Annotated in this window: 22 protein-coding genes; 1 reads left to right on the top strand and 21 read right to left on the bottom strand. The window is 56.9% G+C overall.

Going from position 1 to position 22,141, the window contains the following annotated elements; all coding sequences use genetic code 11:
• The 15 genes from ACTNBK_RS12580 to ACTNBK_RS12510 all read right to left on the bottom strand — a co-directional run bounded on the left by ACTNBK_RS12580 (nt 1) and on the right by ACTNBK_RS12510 (nt 15,279).
• A complete protein-coding gene (locus ACTNBK_RS12580; protein ID WP_116721478.1) occupies nt 1-684 on the bottom strand; it encodes a TIGR00266 family protein in 684 nt (227 codons plus the stop codon).
• Between the two features lie 48 nt (nt 685-732).
• Nucleotides 733-1,584 carry a DUF4428 domain-containing protein gene (locus tag ACTNBK_RS12575; protein ID WP_238074044.1) on the bottom strand — a complete coding sequence of 284 codons (852 nt, stop codon included), beginning with the start codon at nt 1,582-1,584 and terminating at the stop codon, nt 733-735.
• 22 nt (nt 1,585-1,606) lie between these two features.
• Nucleotides 1,607-2,008 carry a hypothetical protein gene (locus tag ACTNBK_RS12570; RefSeq protein ID WP_238074045.1) on the bottom strand — a complete coding sequence of 134 codons (402 nt, stop codon included), beginning with the start codon at nt 2,006-2,008 and terminating at the stop codon, nt 1,607-1,609.
• 44 nt (nt 2,009-2,052) lie between these two features.
• On the bottom strand, nt 2,053-2,895 hold the full coding sequence (locus ACTNBK_RS12565) for a hypothetical protein (protein ID WP_441146562.1): 843 nt from the start codon (nt 2,893-2,895) through the stop codon (nt 2,053-2,055).
• A gap of 119 nt (nt 2,896-3,014) precedes the next feature.
• Nucleotides 3,015-4,349: an SPFH domain-containing protein gene (locus ACTNBK_RS12560; RefSeq protein WP_441146560.1), complete on the bottom strand. Its 1,335-nt coding sequence runs from the start codon at nt 4,347-4,349 to the stop codon at nt 3,015-3,017.
• A gap of 29 nt (nt 4,350-4,378) precedes the next feature.
• Nucleotides 4,379-5,713: a hypothetical protein gene (locus tag ACTNBK_RS12555; RefSeq protein WP_441146559.1), complete on the bottom strand. Its 1,335-nt coding sequence runs from the start codon at nt 5,711-5,713 to the stop codon at nt 4,379-4,381.
• Between the two features lie 215 nt (nt 5,714-5,928).
• Nucleotides 5,929-6,069 (bottom strand): S-layer homology domain-containing protein, encoded by a 141-nt coding sequence (locus ACTNBK_RS12550; protein ID WP_441146557.1) that lies wholly within the window; start codon nt 6,067-6,069, stop codon nt 5,929-5,931.
• 17 nt (nt 6,070-6,086) lie between these two features.
• Nucleotides 6,087-6,455 carry a hypothetical protein gene (locus tag ACTNBK_RS12545; protein ID WP_075705364.1) on the bottom strand — a complete coding sequence of 123 codons (369 nt, stop codon included), beginning with the start codon at nt 6,453-6,455 and terminating at the stop codon, nt 6,087-6,089.
• Between the two features lie 150 nt (nt 6,456-6,605).
• The gene (locus tag ACTNBK_RS12540; RefSeq protein WP_216503803.1) at nt 6,606-7,223 is read right to left on the bottom strand and encodes a response regulator transcription factor; all 618 of its coding nucleotides are present in this window, start codon (nt 7,221-7,223) and stop codon (nt 6,606-6,608) included.
• On the bottom strand, nt 7,220-8,650 hold the full coding sequence (locus tag ACTNBK_RS12535; protein WP_441146555.1) for a hypothetical protein: 1,431 nt from the start codon (nt 8,648-8,650) through the stop codon (nt 7,220-7,222). The genes ACTNBK_RS12540 and ACTNBK_RS12535 overlap by 4 nt, the downstream gene beginning before the upstream one ends.
• Entirely contained in the window at nt 8,643-11,063 is a 2,421-nt protein-coding gene (locus tag ACTNBK_RS12530) for a histidine kinase N-terminal 7TM domain-containing protein (protein WP_441146553.1), read from the bottom strand. Before ACTNBK_RS12530 ends, ACTNBK_RS12535 begins: the two co-directional genes overlap by 8 nt.
• The gene (locus ACTNBK_RS12525; RefSeq protein WP_441146551.1) at nt 11,060-11,413 is read right to left on the bottom strand and encodes a hypothetical protein; all 354 of its coding nucleotides are present in this window, start codon (nt 11,411-11,413) and stop codon (nt 11,060-11,062) included. The genes ACTNBK_RS12530 and ACTNBK_RS12525 overlap by 4 nt, the downstream gene beginning before the upstream one ends.
• Before the next feature lie 173 nt (nt 11,414-11,586).
• Nucleotides 11,587-13,179, bottom strand: a complete 1,593-nt coding sequence (locus tag ACTNBK_RS12520; RefSeq protein WP_441146549.1) for a response regulator transcription factor — start codon at nt 13,177-13,179, stop codon at nt 11,587-11,589.
• A gap of 22 nt (nt 13,180-13,201) precedes the next feature.
• Nucleotides 13,202-14,575, bottom strand: a complete 1,374-nt coding sequence (locus ACTNBK_RS12515) for an ABC transporter substrate-binding protein (RefSeq protein ID WP_441146547.1) — start codon at nt 14,573-14,575, stop codon at nt 13,202-13,204.
• 149 nt (nt 14,576-14,724) lie between these two features.
• Complete coding sequence (locus ACTNBK_RS12510) at nt 14,725-15,279, bottom strand: SLOG family protein (RefSeq protein WP_441146545.1); 555 nt, start codon at nt 15,277-15,279, stop codon at nt 14,725-14,727.
• A gap of 167 nt (nt 15,280-15,446) precedes the next feature.
• Between ACTNBK_RS12510 and ACTNBK_RS12505 the strand changes: the two genes are divergently transcribed.
• Nucleotides 15,447-15,662, top strand: coding sequence for a helix-turn-helix domain-containing protein (locus ACTNBK_RS12505; protein WP_116721466.1), 216 nt, complete (start codon nt 15,447-15,449; stop codon nt 15,660-15,662).
• 177 nt (nt 15,663-15,839) lie between these two features.
• Here the strand turns inward: ACTNBK_RS12505 and ACTNBK_RS12500 are convergent, their stop codons facing one another.
• From ACTNBK_RS12500 to ACTNBK_RS12475, 6 genes are all read right to left on the bottom strand, one after another.
• Nucleotides 15,840-16,097, bottom strand: coding sequence for a helix-turn-helix domain-containing protein (locus tag ACTNBK_RS12500; protein WP_441146543.1), 258 nt, complete (start codon nt 16,095-16,097; stop codon nt 15,840-15,842).
• Nucleotides 16,094-17,908 (bottom strand): type IV secretory system conjugative DNA transfer family protein, encoded by a 1,815-nt coding sequence (locus ACTNBK_RS12495; RefSeq protein ID WP_441146541.1) that lies wholly within the window; start codon nt 17,906-17,908, stop codon nt 16,094-16,096. The genes ACTNBK_RS12500 and ACTNBK_RS12495 overlap by 4 nt, the downstream gene beginning before the upstream one ends.
• A 103-nt stretch (nt 17,909-18,011) precedes the next feature.
• Nucleotides 18,012-18,917 carry a DUF3991 and toprim domain-containing protein gene (locus ACTNBK_RS12490; protein WP_441146539.1) on the bottom strand — a complete coding sequence of 302 codons (906 nt, stop codon included), beginning with the start codon at nt 18,915-18,917 and terminating at the stop codon, nt 18,012-18,014.
• A 13-nt stretch (nt 18,918-18,930) separates the two neighbouring features.
• Complete coding sequence (gene mobP3 / locus ACTNBK_RS12485) at nt 18,931-21,315, bottom strand: MobP3 family relaxase (RefSeq protein WP_441146537.1); 2,385 nt, start codon at nt 21,313-21,315, stop codon at nt 18,931-18,933.
• Nucleotides 21,312-21,575 (bottom strand): hypothetical protein, encoded by a 264-nt coding sequence (locus tag ACTNBK_RS12480; RefSeq protein WP_441146535.1) that lies wholly within the window; start codon nt 21,573-21,575, stop codon nt 21,312-21,314. The genes mobP3 and ACTNBK_RS12480 overlap by 4 nt, the downstream gene beginning before the upstream one ends.
• A 61-nt stretch (nt 21,576-21,636) precedes the next feature.
• Nucleotides 21,637-21,972: a 4-oxalocrotonate tautomerase gene (locus tag ACTNBK_RS12475; protein ID WP_441146533.1), complete on the bottom strand. Its 336-nt coding sequence runs from the start codon at nt 21,970-21,972 to the stop codon at nt 21,637-21,639.
• Nucleotides 21,973-22,141: the final 169 nt, after the last annotated feature.

The following is a 22,141-nucleotide window of genomic DNA, read 5'->3' as shown; positions in this document are numbered from 1 at the left end:
TTATTTTTTGTTGCTGAAAAACGGCGTCAGCAGCTCGGCTACCTTGCTGATGGGCATGGTCTGCAGGATCACCTTGCCGGGTCCCCGGACAACGGTATTGAAAATACCCTCTCCGCCCAGGAGCATGTTCTTTGCGCCCTTGACCGCAACCACATCCATGGTGCAGCTCTCCTCCATAGCCGCCAGGTACCCTGTGCTGACCAGAAGCTCCTGTCCGGCGCTCAGGTCATACTCTGCCGCGTGACCGTCGATCTCAATAAAGGCGATCCCGTTTCCGCTCAGTTTCTGCATGATGAAGCCCTCGCCGCCAAAGATGCCGGAGCCCAGTTTTTTCTGGAAGTGCATGGATAGTTCCACACCCTCCTCAGAGGCAAGAAACGCGCTTTTCTGCACAATCATGGACCGGCCGGCACTGATGTTCAGAGCCTTGATGGCCCCGGGAAAGCTGGAAGCGAAGGCGATGAACCCGTCCCCACCCTCTGCGGTGAACTTGTTCTGGAATGCGGAATCACCGGACACCAGCCGCCCCAGCATCTTCTTCATACCGCCTCCGGTGGTGGTTTCCATTTTCATATTTGGGCTCATCCAGCTCATGCTGCCGCTCTCCGTGATCATGGATTCGCCTGGGGACAATTCACATACGACGACCGGCAGATTTTCTCCTAAAATTTCATACTTCTTCATGGTGAAGCTCCTTTCATTTTCGTTGTTTTCTATTGCTCCAAGATATTCTTATCCGTTGATTGCGCCGCCGCAAAACTCGCAGCAGCCGCTGGCATCCGGTGTGGTGGTCGCCCCGCAGTACGGACAGGTCACCGCCGCCTTGGGTGCTGCTGCCGCGGCCGCTTCCTCCCGCGCCTGCTGCCGGACCTGCAGCAGCGCATCCCGGATCTCACAGCCCATTTCCTCATATTGCCGGTATTCCACGCTGGAGCGCACCTCCTCCGCGTTGGAGGTCAGGGAGCCGCCGCCCATTCCGCCGGCTTTAGCCCGGAGACCCCCGCGGGGTCTGCGCATGGCGTTGGGCCCATCCAGCAGTGTTTCCTCATCGTTATCCACTGAGCTGCTGTTGAGTTGGAAGCGGATCTCGCTGAAATAGGGATTGTTGACGTTGATCACGATGTAGAAATCGTAGGAATAGGCATACCGTTTGGGATTGAAGCTCTGCCGCTCTCCATCCTTATCCCTGTATTCGATCTCCGTCCTGCGCTCGTCGATGTCCAGCTTGCAGCCGGTCACATCGGAGAAGGACAGCACATCCGGATTGGCCTCCTCCCAATTTCTGGCGGAGGTGACCATAAACAGACCCGCATCCTCGTCCAGCAGCACCTTGGTACGCTCACCCAGAGTACGGGTGGTGCGAAAAGAGGATACCTTGGCTTGATTGGCCTCCCGGTAGGTCAGCTGCTCCTGGATCTCCGCCACCGTGCTCTGGCGGCGGTCGCTGAACCAGGGGGAGAGCTTGGCGGCGCATTCCTTGCACAGATTGCCGTCCTCCAGCTTGCGGTTGCCCAGCAGCCCGATCTCGCCGCCGCAGACCGAGCATTCCTTTTTATCAAATAGTTTTCCAAAGAGCCCCATCATCTGCACCCCTTTCTGAAGCCGCTTACGCGGTGCCCTTCATCTGCATGGCGCCGTAGACATACAATCCCGGCAGCAGAAGATTGAGCACCAGACTGGTGATGCTGAACTGGCCTCCGCCTACAAGGCCAATGATAATGGAGATGATCGCTAAGATCGCAATGATAATGCCCCATTTGACGCAGGAAGCGGCCTTCTGGGGTGCGCTGCAGGCCCCGATGCCCTTGATGCCCGCGATAAACTGGATCACAGAGGCCACAGTTACAAGAATGGAGCTGGCATAGAGCAGGCCGGTACCCTCCGCGCTCCCCGACAGGGCTGCCAGGGCGCTGACGCCGAGAATGGCGATGACGCCGGCGATGGCGGCGATGATGCCGCCGATGATCATGAGAATGGATGTGACTTTCAAAATCTTCTGACCTTTCATTTGTAGTACCTCCTATGTTCTGTTTTTATGGATCGATTTGCGTACTATGGCTGTTCATCCAGCAGGCACAGGGCCAGCTCTGTAAAATACGCCCAGAGTTGCTTCGCTGTTTCCTGATCCAATTTCTTCTGCTGCTGTTTGCCGTCAGAGTAATAGAGGGTGCAGGCCGGCTTTTCCGAGCTGCCGTCCGGCTGTTCTTCCAGACGGATCTCCTCCGCAAACGCGGTGAAGGCATCCCACTCCTCATCTGACACGGCCCAGTCACTCCTGATCTCCTGCTTCCGACCGGACGGGGTAAATCTGGCCCGGAGGATATATGGGGCGTCCTCTCCGTACACAACAGACGGACCCCGGTCGAATTGGAAGGAATAGTCCTTGGAGAAGAGAGCCCCGGACTGACCCATATAGAAGCCGCTCAGCTCCGGCGGGGCATAGCGGGGGATCTCCCGTCCAATGGGGTCGGCCAGCTCCTCCAGCAGAGCGATCAGCGTATGGATACGGCGGTCGTTTGGCGGATCATAACGGATGCTCCGTGTTCCGTCTTCTGTGCTCCAGGTCAGGATCAGGCTGGTGGAGTCCCCGCCATCCATGACTTCGATCCCCGGTGGCAGCTTCACCTCACGCCGGTTTTCCGGGATGGGCTCCATCAGCGGGTAGAGCTCCAGAATGATCTGCTCCACATCCGACCACTGAGCCGCGGTGATGGGGACATTCTCTTTGGTGGACGGATGATACCAGTCCTCGTCCTCCGCCGTATCCGGATCAAGGGCCGGATAATAGCTTGTTTCCAGAATGGCCTCCGGCGAAAGCGTGATGGCAAAATCCGCTCTGGCAACCATGCCGCTGGTGTGGCTGTATGTGACGCCGGTCAAGATGCCGGGCGGCACGGCAGATTTCTTCTGTATGGATGAATCACCTCCCTGATGACCTCTGAAATAATATCCCGCAGCCGCCAGAAGCAGGAACAGACCTACAACAGAAAATACGGCGGTTTTTCTTCCACGGGTCATCCCTGCACATCGCCATCGTCAAAGGGATCGCCGCACTCCGGGCAGAACTTGGGCGGACGGGCGGGATCATCCGGCTCCCAGCCGCATTTGTCGCATTTGTACTGGGGCACGCCGGTGGGCTTTTTCGCCCCGCACTCCGCGCAGAATTTCCCTTTGTTCACCGCGCCGCAGGAACAGGTCCAGCCGTCCGCTGCGGGCCGGGGCTTGCCGCACTCCGGGCAGAATTTTCCGGTGATGCCGCTTTGTCCGCAGGCGCAGGTCCAGCCAGGGGCGGCAGGCGGGGGCGTGGGTACAGGTGCGGGGGTGGGCTGAGCCTGCTGCTGCGCGCCCATCTGATAGAGATTCTGGGCGTTCATGCCGCCCATCTGTCCAGCCATCCCCATGCCCATAAAAGCCATAGCGGGACCGGCATTGGGGTTGCTGGCCGCGGACTGCATGGCGCTGGCCTGTGCGCCCACCAGATGGGCCGCCGCCCGGGTGGGGTCCATAAAGGCCGCGTTGCGCTGCAGCTCCTTAATCATCTGCTCGTCTTCCTCATTGGCCTTGACGCTGGAGACGCCAAAGGAAACGATCTCCATGCCCCGCAGGTCCCGCCACCGGGAGGAGAGCTGCTCGTTGAGGGCTTCTGCCAGCTCCAGGGTGTGGCCGGGGAGAGAGGAGTAACGGATACCCATTTCCGAGATCTTTGCGAATGCGGGCTGCAGGGCGGTGAGCAACTCCGTCTTCATCTGCCCCGCGATCTGCTCGGTCTTAAAGTCCTCGCTGACGTTGCCGCAGACATTGGTATAGAACAGCATGGGGTTTTTCAGGCGGATGCTGTACTCGCCGAAGCAGCGGATGGCGATATCGATGTCGATACCCGCCCGCTGGTCCACCACCCGGAAGGGGACGGGGCTGGGGGTTCCGTACTTGTTGCCGGTGAGCTCCTTGGTATTGAAATAGTAGATGCGCTGGTCCTTGGGGGCCTCTCCGCCGAAGGTGAAACGCTTGCCGATGTTCTGGAACACGCCCTTGATGGATTCCCCCAGATCGCCGGTGAAGAGGCTGGGCTCGGTGGACATATCGTAGGTGTACTCGCCCGGCTCGGCGCACATATCCACCACCTTGCCCTGCTCCACGATGAGCATACACTGGCCGTTGGCCACGGCGATGACAGAGCCGTTGGTGATGATGTTGTCATCCCCCTTGGTGTTGCTGGAGCGGCCTGTGGCCTTCTTCTTTCCCTTTACCGCCAGCACATCCGCGGGGATGGCTTCACAGTAGAAGAATTCCTTCCACTGGTCGGCCATCACGCCGCCGGCTGCGCCCAATGCAGCTTTGATCAGTCCCATAATGCGATCTCCTCTCTTGTTTTATTTTGTTATGGTGTCAGGAATGTCCACCCATCCACCAGATACCCGTTTGTGTCGGTGATGGGCCAGAGGTACCAAAAATCCTCCCAGGAGCGCTTGATGTGCAGGCACAGGTTCGGTACGCCTTCCGGGATCGTCAGGGAAAACCACCGAGGTTCATCAATGGTGAGTGTTTCGTCGTACAGGATCTCGTCCGTGACCCAATCCAGAAGCCGTCCGCTTTCATCCCACAGGGGCTCGCCCGTACAGAACCGGATCTGCGTTTCATACCAGCGCCCCACCACCAGCAGCCTGTCCAGTCCATCCGGCTCCAGCTTTGTGACCGGCAGTACCTCCAGCCATGCGGATACATCGTCCGGTGGGTTGGGCCAGTAGAAGGTCAGGCAGTCAGAGGGTTCCTCATACAAAGCCGTCTGCAGCGTTTCCGGCAGAAATGCGTCTACCCGCTGGTAGACCGCCGTGCGGACCGCCGGAGCGCCGTCCGTTTCGTAATGCTCCTGGAGATACAGCGTATCCGGATCGGTCAGGGTGAGAAAGAACTCCGCGCCGGTGCCATCGTGAAAGAGCCGGACGCTCCAAAGCTCGTTGGAGAGGCCGTGGAACAGCGGTTCCTCCAGCAGCTCCGTCCGAAGCTCGGCTTCCTGCCGGTATTCCGGCTCATCCGTATCCAGAAAGTCCGCGAAGTAATAATCCGCGCTCAGCACATATCCCTCGATGGCGTCGCTCCACCTGCTTTCAAAAACCAGCGTGGAGGCCAGGCCTTCTTCCCGAGCGTTATAGTTCCAGCCCTCCACCTCGCCTGTGGTCATGTGCCATGTCCCATGCAGATTTGCGATGCACAGTTCGCCGCCCGGGCCCGGCCGCTCCGCTTTTTCAAAATAGAACCGGTCCCCATAGAAGGATTCCAAAATGATGCGGCCATCTTCAATGCGGCCATTCATCTCACCATCTTCATCGCCGTCCGAGCTTGTCAGCCGCAGGGTGTGATCCGCGCCGAGCCACCAGGTCCCGTTGCCCAGATAGCTGTTAAAGCTGTCGCCCAGGACCTCACGGAATTGCGCCGTTCCGTCCTCATTGAGGAAGAGATCGGCCCACCACCGCTCCGTGGGCATCTGGCTCACCTCTGTGCGGTCAAAGTAATAATCGTAGGACTCGTGCTGTACAGCCGTCCAATAGGTACCGCCCAATGAACTGTCGGAGTTATGGTCGGACGGAGGGGCGGAGGTCGCTGTGTCATCAGGAGACTCGGGCGGCCCTTCTTCTCCGCCGCCGGGGGTGCCGCTGCAGGCCGTCAGGCAGAGCGCCAACAGCAAGGCCAGCATAGACTTCCATACTCGTTTCATCTCACTGCACACCTTGACATCATCATTTTCCTGTTTGCAGTTACTTGCATGACGACACCTCTTTTCTTTCTGTTTTTGTTCCGCTGCGCTCTACTATGGTTTCATTTTACCGGGTGCCGCTGTTTTGCGCCCTACCCGCAGCGGGTAGTTTTTCGGACAAAACGCAAAAAAGCGGAGCGGCATTTACCGCTCCGCTTGGTAAGAATATCCTGTTATTATTCCACATACCGATAGAGGAAGGTGACGATCTGGGCGCGGGTGCAGTTGTTATCCGAACCGAACAGGCCATTGCCGATCCCGCCAGTGATGCCCTTGTTCGCCGCCCATGTGACCGCGTCGGCATACCCCCATTTCAAAATGATCTTTGCCTATCTCAAAGGGATTGCAGACTGGCGGCCAAATAGTCCAGAGATACATCATAAAACACAAAGTCGTCGATCTCGCCCCTACGCTTAGCCTCGATGGCGCGGCTCACAGCCTCCGGCTGTCCTTCGGGGCACATCAGCATGAGCCGGCAGTGGGGCGTGACTTCCCGCAGCCATGCGCACAGGGCCAGACAGAAGTCGATGCCGTGATCGCCGTCCTCGGAGACCTCCAGCAGTGCCCCAGAGGCCAGATGGCTGCGGATGGCCACATCCGCGTTGGCATAGTCCGGCTCATAGCACAGCTGTATTCCCGGGGCGTCCCGCACTTTCGCCATCAGGCCCTGAGCCAGCGATGCCCGCCGCATGATCAGGAGCACAGTTTTCAGCCTCCCCACCTCCCATACCTTCTGTATTACAGATTTATTGTAGAGCTTATTTCGAATTTGCACCCTACCCGCTGCGGGTAGTCTTTTCCCTGAAACAAAAAATCCACCGGCACAAAGCCGGTGGATAGGAAGTGCAATTCTTTAATACAGGGGATTGATCCAGCCGTTGGAGATCATGTAGAAGGCCAGATCCACCGCCTTGGAAAAGCCGGTCTTGCCCAGCATGTTCATCTTGTGATACTTGACGGTGTTTTCGCTGATAAACAGCTCCTGGGCGATCTCTTTGTTGGTCATGTGTCTGCACATCAGCCGGAGTACCTCCATCTCCCGGTCGGTGAGGGGAGCCTCTCCCTGGGGCATGGGAATGGTTCTGGGCTCCGGGAAGCTGCTGCCCCCCGCCATCACCGTCCGGGCCACCTCCAGAAAATCGTGCAGGCTCCGGCTTTTGTAGATAAAGCCGTTGGCCCCGGCGGCCCTGGCCCGGGGGATATAGGTGATCTCGTCAAAGGCGGTCATGACGATGATCTTGACCTCCGGATCTGTTTTGCGGATGGCCTCCACCGCCTTCAGCCCAGAGGCGCCGCCCTCGGTGCAGACATCCATCAGCACCAGTTCCGGATGCAGATGCTTACAGAAATCCAGGGCATAGTCTGCGTTGGGCACTTCGCCCACCACGGAAAAATCTCCCGCCGCCGTCAGCGCCGTGGTCAGCGATTCCCGCATGGAAACGTGATCCTCCACAATCAGAACGTTTGTCATTTCTCCACAGCCTCCTTTGGAACAGACAGTTCGATTCGGAATCGGGGGACAGTATAGAGCTCCATTCTTCCGCCAAGCTGACGGACCCTGCGGCGCATCCCGCCGATGCCGCCGCCCTCCCGGATGGGGCCAGCGGGCGGGATGCCGTTGTCGGTGACCGTCATGCGCCAGCAGTCATTCTGGAAAAAGTGGAACTGGATGCGGGTGGCATACCCGTGGCGCACGGCGTTGGTGACACATTCCACGGCGATCTCGGCAAAACTGTCCGCCACCGCCCCATCCTCCGGCAGCGCGCCCTGGAACTCCACCGACACCTCCATGCCCTGGAAGGTCTCCCGCAGCATCTCCAGACGATGAGCAGGGCTGGGCGTGCGGTCCTCCCGGAGGGCCGTGGGAAGGCTGCGGGCAAAGTCCAGCAGCAGCGACTCATCCATCTGCCGGTCATCCCGCAGCGCCCGGAGCAGCAGGCTGATCCGCTGTCCCAAAAGGTCATGTACCCTCGCCTTGCTTCGGGCGATCTCCTCCGCTTCACAGATGGCCTGTAAATGCGCAATGGTGCTGCGAAGCTCCTGTCCGCGCTGCTCCAGCGCCTGGTTTTGCCGGGCAAGAAAGGTCACCGCATCCCAATGCTCCGTGACATCATCGGCAGTCAGCAGAAGCATGGTCCGGCGCCCCATGGGGAGCTCATGGGCGAAAAAGCTCCATACGGAGGAATCGGGGAGGCGAAACACCTGCTGCCCACCCAGAACTTCCCGTGCGCAGCCGCCGCACAGCGGGCCGCACTCCAGCAGCCGCTGAAACAGCCTTCCGTCCTGTACCGGCTGCCCCGTCATCTGCCGTGCCAGCGCCTCCATGCTGCGGTTGCACAGCAGGAGCTCCCCCGACCGCCGAAAGAACAGCAGACCGGTATGCAGGGTATCAATGGCTTCCTTGACGGATACGGAGGAGAGCTGGGTGTAGAGCTCCCGCCGGCGCAACAGGCAGATATGTACGCTGCGCAGCAGGAAGAACGCCATGCTCATCAGAAAAAAGATGGAATAGGCGGGCCCTGTGACCGTCTCTGTCAGAGGGAGCAGGACAGCCGCCCCGCCCACGGCAAAAAACGGCCAGATCAGTTCCATCCCCACCGCGGTGGTGGTTCCCAGCACCGCAGTCAGCAGAAACACCGCCTGCCGGACAAGGCCGTAGGCGCTGGGCGCCAAAAAGCCGCAGAACAGCCCATACTGCACCTGTGCAAGAAGGGCGGCGAAGAGGAACAGCACCCCGAGGATGGCGCACTCCATCCCATTTTCCACCCGGCGCACCCAGCCGGTGGGCAGACGTCGGATGCTGTAAGAGATGGCCCTTGTTTGAAACACGATGCACAGGGCGGCCGCCATCACCAATGTGGTCAGCACCCAATGGGGAAACCGGTAAAATTCAGCCACAGGACTCACCTCCCAAGGGCAGCGTCAGGCAGATCCCAACGGCATCGTCCAGGTCCTTGCAGGCGATCTGACCGCCCAGCGCGGCAGCCGCCGTCGTCAGTTCCTCCGAAAAGCGCCATTGTCCGGGATCACCGCCCGGAAGAAAGCGGAAAACCAGATGGGCGCCCTCCGGCTCCAGATACCCCAGCAGAGGAGAGGCGTTCTCCCCCAGGGCCCAGGATATGGCTTCAAAGGCAAAGTCGTAGCACAGTGCCGCCCTGCGGATCTCCAGCGCTCCACGCTGCCCGCAGCGAATGAGCATCTGCAGCCCCGCATAGCGGGCCAGTTCTGCCAGCTCATCCAGATAAATGCTCAATTCCTCTCCGGGCAGTCCATCCCCCTGACGTGCCAGGAAAAACAGATTGCATCTGCGTTTGATATGGCACAGGCAAAGAGTGATGTAGGCGGTCAGGCCCCGGGGATGGGGGGTCTCCGGCAGAGTCTCGATCAGCCGTCCCAGCGTCTGGATGCGGCGCTCCATGTCCCGGTCCAGCTGCTCGAATAGGGATCGGTTCGCCTCCGCGGCCAGCAGGCGCTTTTTCACCTCGCCCTCCTCACGCAGCAGGGCGTTGGCCGCCTCCAGACGGGCCTGCACAGCCTGGATCTCCCTGCGCAGCCGGTTGAGCTGGGAGAGGTCCTCCTGCCATACCGCCATACCGCCGTGAATGGGGACTGCGTGAAGCTGGGTGTCGCTGTCACGCAGCAGCGGATGGGTCATATCCATGGAGATCCTCCGCCAGATGGAGCGGGAGACGGGAGGCGCGCCCCGGGAGGACAGGACGGTGCGGCCCTGCTCATCCAGCAGCGCCAGCCCCAATGGGAGGGCGGTGAACAGACGCTGATACTGAAGATTGACCGGGATGAACCCCGCGTGGAGGGCCGACTCAAAAAACAGGGTAGACAGCACGCAGATGTTCACGGTAAGGTCGCTCTCCCACGCCAGAGGCACCCGCCTGATGTAAGCAGTGATGTAGGCCAGCAGTCCCACGCAGAACAGCAGCGGAACCACCCTGCCGACCCAGTAAGGGCTATACCGCCCCCTGTGGAGCAGCTTCCAGACTGCGCAGGCCAGGAACAGGAGGGATAAAGCCATTACGCCCCAGTATCCCGGACCGTACCGGTAGTCTGAGGCCCAGTCCCCGGCCGGGTCAAAACGAAACACCAGCTGGTGGAGATCGTTTGTGAGTACCAATAGCACAGAGAGGGCATAGCAGGCCAGAGGCGGCCACAGAGGGCGCAGCGGCTTTTTCTCGCCCTCCGGATGGTCCAGGATCACGGCCAGATACAGCAGCGTTACCGGAAGGGCAAGCTGAAAGATGTAATAGCCATACCAGCACATCCGGCACAAAAGCCCATCTGCTGTCAGCTGATATTTGAACAGGCGCAGCAGCAGCCATCCCACCATCAGCCAGCCCATGACCCCCACCACCCGGCGGACATCCCGGCGGATCATCCGATGGGATACCGTCCCCTTCCACAACAGGATGGCGGCGGCGATGAGCAGGGCGGATAAGATATGCTCCCGGAGATCTGCTGTGGTATAGCGCCGGATGTGGAGCACCTGCCGGCGCAGGTCTCGGCTGCTGTCCCCGGTCAGTTCCAGAAACCAGCCGTAGTCCTCCTCGCTCAGGGTACGGGCCGGCCGGTAATCATCGGGAAAATCAACCGGTCTCTCTCCGTCCGCCAGGGGCAGCCCTGCTGACAGAAGGGTTTCATCCAGCCCCGGCTCCAGCGTCAGAGGGACATCGGAGAGCAGCCCCATACGGTAGGACAACGTGCCCTCCGCCGGCACGATGATCTCATAATTTCCTCCGTTCCGGTTCCACGCGGCAGCCTCCCAGTCCAGACAAATCAGAATAGGGGCGTCCGGCGTGTCCAGTCCAAAGCCGCCGTTCTGACCAAGGTGTTCCAGCAGCTCCAGAGCGTCACGCTTGGAGGGCGCCTCCCGGTCCAGCCCGTAGGACAGGGCGCCCAGAGCCAGCATATTGCGGATCACGGAGCTGCTGCTGATACCTACGGGCACCGGGCTGTCCCAGAGGCTGTTCCAGCCGGTGACGGCGGCGTCCGTCCGGCTGCGGTCCACTGCCAGGATCACGGTGGCCGTGACATGGGGATACCAATACCGGCCGATGCCCCGCTCCAGCGCCGGGATGGCCTGTACATCAAAGCAGGCCACGGCGCTGCCCCGGCTCACCTCTGCGTAGAGGGTATCCTCTGCCGTCTGAAGGGAATATCCGGGGAGGAAGGGGACGAGGGCTCCGCTATACGCCTCGGCGCCCTCCGCCGCGGAGATCAGACGGTCTTCTGCGTCCACCGTGCCGCACCCGGCCAGGATCAGGCACAGCAGGAGGAGCGGCAGCCAACGCGTTTTCATGGCGCCACCGGCTCCCCGGACTCCTCCATCCGGCCGGCACACTCCCGACACAGATCCATCTCATCGCAGATGAGGAAACAGGCGTCGCAGACCAGCCGCCGGCAGATGGGGCACTGGCTGAACCGCTCCCTGGCCTCCTGACCGGCCGCCTGCATGGCCCGCTGCTTCTCCCGCTGATAGATGGCGTCATAGAGTTCCTTCTTCTCCCGGTGTTCCGCCGCCTGCTCCGCTTTGGAAAAGGGGATGCTGCTGCTGTACCAAAATTCTCCGCACACCTCGCAGCGGATGGAAAAGCAGAAATACTGGGGCGTGGACCGGTCCTCTAAGCGGCTGGACAAGAGATTTGTCATATTCCGCACCTCCTCGTTTCTACTCCTGTTATAACAGGAGTAAGGGGCGGGAGTATATGGTCCGTCGGATACTTTTTCCCACTTTTTCGCAAAGGTATCCATTGGATAATAGAGAAAGCGCACAAAACCAGTCCTCTGGTTTTGTGCGCTTTGCTGTAATGGAGAAACTTGTCTTAGAAAAGCTCCTGAAGCCTTCCGCAGCGGCGGAGCAGGTCGATATAGAGCATCAGTTCATCCCGGGAGGCCACCCCCAGCTTCTCGTAGATGCTCCGGTTGTGCTTTCGGACCGTACTCATGCTGATAAAGGCCAGGTCCGGGATCTCCGCGATCTCGTGACCGTCGATGTAGTAGCGCAGGATATTCCGCTCCGCCTCGGTCAGCAGATCCTTCCGCTCCACAAACTGGTCGAACAGTTCCGCAATGTTGGGAGGAAGCTCTCCCTGCTCCAGCCGCTGATTCCGCGCCCGGGCGTTGAGAAACTCCGCCAGTTCATCCACCTCCGAGATCCCGGAGGACAGCCCCTGTTCCGGCAGTTCTTCCTGCTGGAACCGCTTCAGGCTGTCGGTAATAGGCCGGACAAATCTCCGCGCCAGGAAGAAGGAGAGGGCCAACAGCACCACCAGCAGTCCCAGGGCCGCAATGATCCATGTTTTTTGTATTTCAGCGGTGTATGCCGCATAACTGTCCTGGGGGATCAGGATCGCAGCGGCCCAGGCGGTGTCCTCCGTCTCTCCCTTGGAGATGGAGATGGTCTGATGCAGGCCGATATACCGCTCGGCGCCTGTGTCGTATTCGTTATAGTATCGTCCCTGATGGATGGCGAGCGTCTCCTGACCGTCCAGATAGGTACCGTTGACGCTGCCCACCAATCCATCCGGCAGCAGAAGACGGCTGTCCTGAATGGGAGCCAGAACGGTAACGGCGGAGCCGAACTGCCCCTCCGCCGCGGGATAGGACAGCTGGAAGTACAGCGCGCTGAGCTCCACGCCGCAGACGCCGTATACGCTCCCATCGCTGCCCACGATGGGGACGCACAGCAGCATGGCGGATTCCCAGGTGTCCTTTAGATCGATCCGGCGGGACCAGAAATAACGCTGCGCAGGCCGGTCCAGAGGAGAGTCCATCAGTTCCCGGCAGCCCGGGATCAGATCGGTATCAAATTCCAGATTCCACCGGTTGTGCAGCTCCAGATCCTTTTGCCGGGCGATATCCGGGATACCGCGGAAGTAGACCACGGTAGGGGCAACCGGATTGCTGGCGCTGAGGTTGGTGTAACGCAGGTGGATCCCGCTTCTGGAGTGGTCTGCCACCTCCAGGGTGGTATTGGCCGTGGCATTTAAAATTACATAGGCTCCGTTGCAGTTGGCGGTCTGGAGGGTGGTATTGACCAGCGGGTACATGATCTGCTGCAGCTTCAGCAGCCGCTCCGGGTCATCGTTGACCTCTTGCAGTGAAATGCCCTCCCGTACCAGCTCCCCTTCGATCTCGCGGCTGAGTTCTTTGGAGAGATTCAAGCTCTGGGCGGTCAGCTGATCCAGGCGACTGGCCAGGCTATCCTGTGTATTTTTCAGTTGCAGCTCCATCACCTCATGGAGCTGCTCGTCGTTTTGGGAAAAGGCCCCGGCGATGGACAGAAGGAGGATCACCGCCGCAAAGACCACCAGGATCATGGACACCCAGTAGAGCATCAGTTTTCTCTGCATGCCCACGCTCTGCTTTTTGGCAAAGGCGTTCAGCGCCCGCAACTCCCGGAATTTGTTCAGCACGGTGTTTCCTCCTCTCTTTTGTTTATCGCTCCATGATCTCCCGGAAGGCCTGGAGCCGCTCTGCGCTGATCTGCTCCAATCCGGTTTCTCCGGCCCCCAGATAATCCTGACGGCCCAGCGCAAGCTGTGAGCGCACCTGATCTTCCAGGGTCGTTTCCAGACTCAGATAGCTCTCCAGCTGGGGCGGCACATAAAACTCATAGTTTGCCTGGGTATCCAGATACGCCTGATAGAGGGAGGCGTATTTGGCGCTCTCCAGTCCCTCGATGGCCTTCGGCAGTTCGTTTTCAAAGGCGGCCCGAGTCACCGGCATGTAGCCCGTTCGGGTCACGAACTCCACATTGTGGTCCGGCTCGGTCAGCCACTTGAGGAGGGTCACGGCGGCCTGCTCCCTCTCCGGGGTGGAGCGGACGGTACAGAAGCCCGCGCCCCGCTGCATCACCAGCTTTTCTCCGTTTTCAAACACCGGGCAGGGCCGGGAGATGATAGTGATCTCCTCGGAGGTATTGTCCGGATAAGTTACCACATCGCTGTAATAGAGGATGCTGGCCGAGGATGCCACGCTCACAATGCTGTCGCCGGTGCGGATGGATTCTGTGGCGTAACCGCCCTTGAGCCAGACGCCCCCACGAAGCGCGGCCCGGGCCAGCGGCTCCCACGCCGCCTGGAATGCGGGGCCAAAGGCCAGCTTGTCACCCTGGAAGAAATCCTCGCCCAGGGATTCCGCCCCCACCTGGAAATAGTTGAAATAGTAGTCGTGAACGAACATGGACTTGGCGTCGCCCGGAATATCCGGCGTCTGAGCGTCGGTCCAGTCCGCATAGACCTCTGCTGCCTTGAAAAGCCCCTCCCAGGTGTCCAGGTCCGCCAGCGTCACGCCGGTCGCCTGGGAGAAGCGGTCGAAGATCGTCTGGTTGATATACATGATCTCTGTGGATTTGGCCACGGGAAGGACCACCAGCCGGTCATTGACCGTCCCCTCCTCCAGAAAGGCTGGGAGGAAGGCGGACAGCTCCTCCTGGCTGAAATAGTCCCGGTAGTCCACCAGAATGCTGTCGTCGGGCAGCGCCATCACCGTCTTGGGATAGGATACGAAAAGGTCGGGCAGCTCCGGAGCTCCCGGCTCTCCGTTGGCGGCGGCCAGCACCAGCTCGTGGATGGTGTTGGTGTTGGACACGGAGGTGACCTGCACGTTGATCCGCTGCTCCTTTCCCACCGTCTGGTTGAACGCATCGATGAGGTCGTTGAGTGGGGAATCTGTCTGACCGCCATAGACGTGCCAGACCGTAATGGTGGTCGGCGTCTCTTCTTTTTTGGCCGTGTCGGAACAGCCCGCGCAGCAGTAGGCCAGCAAGATACCTGCCAGCAAAAACGCCGCAATTCTTCGTACCTTCACATCGCATCACCTCGTTTTCATTATATCTGCTGAGGGTAAAAAAAGCCAGTTGAAACAGGATACTTTATTGAATTCATTTCGTGGAGTATCCATTTCAGTTCAGTATAACATGGATTCCATAAACATGCCCTATCCGCAGCGGGTAGTTTTCATCGTTCAGGTTTTTCTTTTGATATCGTTGCCTTATCCGGGTGGATCAGAGTGATGGGCAGTCCCTTTTTTCTGGCGTAGTTGACGGTCATGCCCGTTCCGCTGCGGATAGAACGGTCGTTGTCATAGACCGCCAGTAAGCAGTCTGCATGATCTATCATATACTCATTGCGCCTCCGGTAATTGACCGCCGGGGGCATATCTTTATTGCCTACTACTATGGTTTCCGTACTGTGCCGGATCAGAAAAGACATACGGCTGCGGCTGCGATCTTCCCAGTCTGTGTCGTGGCCCTCAAAGGGCAGAGCGATCTTCAGTTGGATCTTGCTATATTCCGGCTGTTCTTTGAGCCGCAGCAATATCTCCCCAGCCCACATATCCACGCCCAGAGCGCCGCCTACCCAAAACTGGCGAAAGCCTTGCTCATAGAGTTGGATCAACTGATCCCGGATGCGTTTCTTAATCCGCTTGCAGCCGTTGTTGTTTTCATCATATTTGAAGCGAAAGCGTGTCGGTCTATGGCCGGTGATGGCACAGGCAAGTCCCCTTGTCATATTGACACCTCACATAACATCCAACAAAATAGTGTTTTAATTATATATTGACGCTTTATAAGCGTCAATAATGCTTTGGGGTTAATTTTAGTATGCGCTGCCTTCGGATAAACTAATTCCGTAAGGTGGTGATAACTCTGGAATGGGATTTTGACTTTTCCGAGCGCATGGAAAACCTGTCTTATGCTATCGGATACTATCGCAAGAAAAAGGGATATTCCCAGGAACAGTTGGCAGAGATCCTTGATATTAGCCGCCAGCATCTCGCGTCCGTTGAAGCGCCCGGCATGAGTCATGGCCTGTCTCTGGATCTGCTGTTTAGGATAGCCACCGTCCTTGAAGTGGAGCCGTATCTGCTGCTGAAATTTCGACTTGAGAAGTAAGATTTTTCATTAAGATGATGATAAGTGTTCTTTCTCTGTCTTGATCTCCTTAGAGTGGGTCCTTCCGGGAGGTTCACCGTGAACCTCCCCTGGGTTCAGCAAATGGGCGCAATGCCCCCTTGGTGTAATGATGATTTAAAAAGAGGCTTATCCCAAATGCAAGACAAACCTCTTTTACTATTTCACGGTATATAGATTGGATGAGCTGCTCCCATTAGCACGATGGCGCGCTGTCCTTTTTAAATACCCGGCTTTCTCCAGATCGTTTAGTGACCGTTTTACAGTAGATCGGGATAGTTTCAGGTCAGACGCAATTGTTTTGATTCCCGGCCAGCATTTCCCCTCGGCATCAGAGCGGTCACGAAGATACATATAGACTGCCCTGGCCCGAGCAGGCAGCTCGGTGTCGGCATAAATCGTACCGAAGTAACTCACGGGCACTCCTCCTTCATTGTATTGTAAGGCGACGCCTTTTTGGAACGGCGTCCATCGGCAGGAATGTGGGCAGCACCGCCGCGGGACGGCACCGGATACCCCTCGCTGGCAACATCCTCCGTTTTTGTTTTGCCCGACAGCGGCAGATTCTTTTCCAGATCCACACGGCTTGCATAGGCAACAGTGCGGTCTGCTCGCTCCGGAGCAGTGTATGGTTCTTCAAAGGTAATACCCCAGTCGAGAAACAGGCGCAGACGAGTACGCATTGGATGGGTTCCTGTCTTCATGACAACAAAGCTGCCCTTTGGAATGGATTTTAGCTCATCGGAAGTCATCGGCGCACGTTCCATCATCTGCAGACTCTGACTGGGGTCGTTCTTACCTCGGCTCACAGTACCGGACAGCACGGTGCGGCTGCCCATGGCTTTGGACAGAACCTCGGCTGTCTGGCTGTTGGGCGCAAAACCGCCGAAGATCGTATCCTGACAGTTATCCTGTATGATCTCGCAGCCCTCTTTGCCATAGTTTTTTTCAAGTTGTGCCAACGATTGAATAATCGGCACAAGGGTCAACCGGCGAGATCGACCTGCTGAGAATAGCGGGAGGATATCAAAGGGCGGCATAGTTCCCAACTCGTCGCAGAACAGTACTACACGATTTTTGAGCTTGCCGCCATTTTCATCAGCCACAGCGAACAGTTCTCTCGAAAGGTTCTGGATCATCAGACCTGCCATAAAGTTCTTGGTGGTGTCTTCTTCCGGCAAGATAAGAAAAATAGCCGACTTCTCAGAGGCAAACTTCTCCGCATCAATGGCGCTGTCAAAACACAGCACCTGCTCCAGTTCGGAGTCCAGAAAAGCATTCAGGCGGGACAATACCGTAGACATGACGGAGGCCATGGCCTGCTCCGCGCTATTCAGAGCCGCACCGGCAAACCACTTTGCTTTGTGGTCATCCGGCAGCTTTTTCATGAGCAGCTGGAACATACTTTTTCCCTTGACCTTGCTTGGCTCCAGCAAATCCTGCACCAGCTTGAATACAGACACAATGTGCCGCTGTTCCGGCTCTCCCTCCTTGGGCGGCAGGAACTCTGCCAGCATCAGAATGACGGAGGTGAGCAGTCCTTCGGCAGCATCATAGAAGAAGGCGTTCTGACCGCGTCCGCTGTCGTCTCCCTCCGGGCTTACAATAGTCTTTGCAAGGATCTTGGCATACTTTTCCGCTTTCGCACGGGCTGCCAGATTCTTAGGATCTTTCCGGGCAATATCCATGTAGCGGTTGATAAGGGTCAGCAGATTATTTCCGTCTGACCGGGTGGGATTACGCAGGTCGATGACCGACACATTGTATCCATAGTACTTTTTTGCAATGGTTCCATAATTTCGGGCAAGGTCGCCCTTGGTATCCAGCGCCAGCCAGCTCATGCCGCTGGCACAGGCATATTCCAGATTGGGATACAAGAAAAATGCGGTCTTGCCTACGCCGCTGGCACCGATCATCAGACAATGGATATCGTCACTGTCCACCAGTGCGGTCAGCTCGTTCTTTCTGCCCTTACAGCCGAGAACAAGCCCCTGCTCTGTGGGACGATCCTGACCTTTGCGCCACTGTTTCACTCGAAAAGGCACGTGGGCATAGGTCTGCTTGATTTCTTTCTCTGTTGCCCAGCGGGCGGTACCGTGCTGACCATCGCCAACGGTTCTGGACTTGATTCCACTCAGGGTATAATAATGGGACAGTGCAGCCAGTCCGCCGATGACCAGAAACATAATTGCTCCGGCCGCAATCAAAATCAGGACTTGATGTGGCATGGAAACTCCTTTCCCAGCACACCACTTCCTGCTCATAAAAATCGCACATCACGTTTCAGTTCGGCCTACCGGAGCGGAACAGGAAGTGGTGTGCGTTGTGATTTTACTGCATAACTTGTGTATAAGTTGGTTCGTCTGCGGTCAGATCGTCGTTCCAGTCCTTGTGTTCCGGAATGAGGCGTTCCACCGCATAGCGGTCTGCCAACTGCATCTTCATGCGCTCGCTGGCAAGATGGCCTGCCTCGTCGTTATCCAAACAGAGATGGACCGTGTTGATCTGAGGCAGACGCTCCAGCAGTTTCAGTACCGGCTGGATGGAAGTACCGCAGCAGGCCACATAGCTGTGCCGCTGCCAATTCTCCGGGTGAAGAGTGATGTAGGAGAGCAGGTCAATGGGGGCTTCGAATACATAAAGTTTCCCATCGTTTCCGATGTGGTGAAAGCTATACTGGGGGTCGCTACCCTCCACATTCAGCCGAAAGGCTTTGCCATAACTGTTGGCACTGCGCTTGTGGGCATGACGGGGAACGCTGTCCTCATCTATTCCGACAAAGACTGCGTTATGGTATTCTGCATCCTCATACAGAAGTTTCTCCCTTGCGAAGTAAGCAATCACCGACCGGTCGATTCCCCGGTGTTTTACCAGGTAGGCATAGACCCGGCGCATATCCCGGTTGGCAGGAGGGAGAACAAACGGTTTGGGCGGTTCTTCCACGCGCTCCTTTGCAGAAGGATAGATTGTTCCCATCTCTCCGCCCAACAGCAGAGTCGCCGCCTCCGGGTAACTAAGGTCATAGAACTTCTGTACGAAACTGACCGCACGACCGCCACGCTCCTCAGCATGGTCATACCACTCATTGCCCCGGACAGTGATGCTGTGATCGCTGGCCAGCCGTTTCTCCCTGCCGGAGGGAAGCAATTTCTCACCACGGCACCGGAGGAACTCCTCCAAATCCACAGCTGCAGCCCGTTCCTTTTGTTCTTCCGTAAAATGAATATAGCTTGACATGGCGTTCCTTCTCTTACATCGTATACTGATTTTGTGCATGCTCCTCATGATCATGCGGGTTGTGGCCCAGTGCGATCCGCTTCTGCTGGAGTTTCTTCCGACGTTTGCGGTCGATCTGCAATCCAGTGTAGGCATCTCCGGCGGCCATATTCTCCTGAAAGATTCGGCTCATATGATAGAGCATCCGAAGGGCGGCACTGCCCACCGATGCAGAGTGGTAGTCATTCTGGTGGTTCAGAAAATACTGTGCATAGGGATTTCCCTGGGCTGCGGCTTTTCCAAGCCATTCGGCAGTCAGCTCCCGATCCTGTTTTACCTCCTGCCCAAAGAGATAGAGTTTGCCCAGGGTATACTGGGCAAATTGATTTCCCTGTCGGGCAGAGGCTGTCAGGTAATCCAGCGCCTTGCCAATATCTTTCTCTACACCCTCTCCGGTGAGATACAGTTTGCCGAGCCGGTATTGAGCAAACGGATTATTCTGCTGTGCCGCTTTGCTAAACCACAGAACAGCTTCATCCATGCGCCCCTGATTTAACAGCAGCTTTGCCAATGCATAAGCAGAAAAGTCATTTTCATCTTCAGCAGAGCGGCGAAACCAAAGCTCTGCCAGTTTGAAATCTATTGTACCTGCCAGCTCATCCCGGAACACTTTGCCCAGCATATGCGCTGCTATTGAGTATCCCTCATTCCAGAGCCGTTCCAGTTCTCTGACTGCATCTGCCTTTTCCTCTGGGCCGGTTTTAACATCCATCAGGATTTTTTTGGCCAGACAATATCGGGCGGCAAGCGCATAGGTAGATTCATTTTTTCCGTCATGAATCGGTTCTTCCTCTGCAGTATCCGGCTCGTCCTCTATCTCGGCATCATCGAAAGTCATCGGCTTTTCCAGCAGATGAAGTGTTTCCTGTATGACCATGTTGCGGACCGGTTTGAAGGCTTTCTGCTGCGACAGTGGAATACGCTCCGGAAGTTTCTCATTGTAAGTACGGCATTTTTCATCCTGCATCTCATACCACAGCTGATAGGCCGCAGAAATCCGCTCGTCTTTTTCCAGCTCGTCCACGATGGCATCCACCAACCGCTTGCTGGAAGGAGGCAGATATCCATACACCTTGCGGTTGGTAGTATTTTGCAGACGGTGCGCCAGCTCCGTAACCAGCTGCATCAGCACTTCATTTTGAAGTGTGCCATTTGCCATTTGGCTGATCAGCTCTGTCATCAGAGACTGCGCATCTCGCTGCAGATGGTTGCGGTATTCTGTCTGTTTTTCATAAACAGAGATGAGATCCTGCCGGAAGATCTGTTTTGCAAAGGCGGACTTGACTTCCCGGATACCCTTCTTGGTAAGGTACCCTTCTTTGGGATCAGCGGAATAAATCACCATGTGGATGTGGACATGTTTCTCCTTGCGGTGGAAGGCCGCATACCAGCGGAGGTTGTCCGGCTGGATCTTATACCCGTGGGCAATCTCCGGCAGGATGGAGCAGACCAAACCGCGCCAGTTCTCTGCGTCATTGTAGCCCAGCCGCTCTGCATCCTCACGGCGGATGGATACCACCGGTGTCCATACAATACCCGGATGGTTGGCGACTTTCTCCACCGCCTGGGAGAGAACCGGAACCTTTCCGTCTGCATTCCAGAGCCCATGGTCGCCGTAGGCTTGAACGCCGGGGCGGTTTGCAATGTAGTCCACAAGGTTTTCACGCTCATCCAGTATGTCTACATACAGCTCCTGCACCTGGTCAATGAATTCCTGTGCATTGCCGCGGGAGGGGCGTGTCATGTAATCCTCGTATTCCAGCAGTTCCTTGGATTGCGGAAAGCTGCGCACCAGCCTCTGCACATAGGCTCGCTGCTGATTGGTCGCCAATTCATCCGACTTTCCATCCGGCAGTTTTTCCACACCGGGGCGGGTAGCAAAGTACCTGGTTCGGTTAGTGAACCCATTGTCGTTGATGTTCTGCTCAATGCGGCTGAGATATGGGAAGATATCCGTATCCTTTTCCCCTCGCAAGCGGATGATAATATAAAACTCCCGGCTGGATGCCATCAAAACCTGAATGCGGTCCAGGTGTTTACTGTCCTGCTCCAGCAGTTTGCGGATGGCGGGAAGCTCCTCCTGCTCCTGTCGCTCCTGATAGAAGTTCTTGTTGCGTTCAAAGGACTCCTTGGAGTTGAGCGCCAGCATTTCAATCTCCGCCTGACCTTTTACCACATTCAACAGGGCATAGATCCTTGCGCTGATACTGGAATCCGGCAGGACGCTGATGTTGGTAGGTTTGATGATAAAGAATACCAGGTCACCCATACGGGTGGCGATACAATACTCCTTGATCCTCTCGATGCCCATGAGCTGCCGGGTAGACTGGGCATTGTCCTTTCTCTGTTTTTTGCTCATTCGGATAGCCTCCATTCATAAAATTGCTGTTTAGTAATGAGAAATGCAACGGCATACCGGATGAAGTCCAGAATACTGGTGCCGTCAAAACGGATGCTGAGAAAGGCGTAGACTGCTGTCAGCACCAAAGGGATGAAAATTCCGTTCTGGGTGAGCGCCAGCACAGAGAGCAAAAGCCCTACGCCAATCACACCCACATCCCGCAGCTCCCAGAGCCAGAGCATGGCTTTGGCGGTCAGATTGTCCGGATAGATGTACACGATAGATCACCTCCTGAAAAGATTTAGCCGCCGGAGGATTTTCCGGCGACTTGATGCTGTGTTATTCCTGATTTGGCTCTGCTGCAGGCTGCTGGGCTTCGTATGCATCCAGCGCCTGCTCGATGAGTCCGACGACGAAGCTTTTCTGGTTGATTTTCCTGCCGCGGCTCTTTTCTGCCGCGATGAAGTTTTTCAGCCTCTGATCCAGCTCCTCGCTGATGGGAAATGCCAGTGTTTTTGTTGCTGCCATTGTATTTTTTCCTCCTTCAAAATGTTCCTTGAGTATCAGCTCTACATATTCACCCAGTGTCTTAAGGTCGAGCTGCTCTTTCTCTGCCATGACTTTGGCGTGCAGATCTGCCGGAATCATAGCACAGAGATTTTTCTTCTGCTCCATATGGGGCGCCCCTTTCCTTGATTTTCAGGACAAGCATACCGAAGACAAGGGCAAATAGCTGTTATGAAATGACATTTTTCAATCGAAAAAGTCAACGAACTTTTACCTGTCAAATTGTGCAGAATGCCAAACGGCATCTGAAAGGGGCTAAGACGATGCAGATTTCCGG

It is taken from the genome of Intestinimonas sp. HCP28S3_D6, assembly GCF_052065695.1.
Classification (GTDB): Bacteria; Bacillota; Clostridia; order Oscillospirales; family Oscillospiraceae; genus Intestinimonas.
The sequence above is the reverse complement of the archived record's forward strand: the minus strand, read 5'-3'. Positions and strand labels throughout refer to the sequence as shown.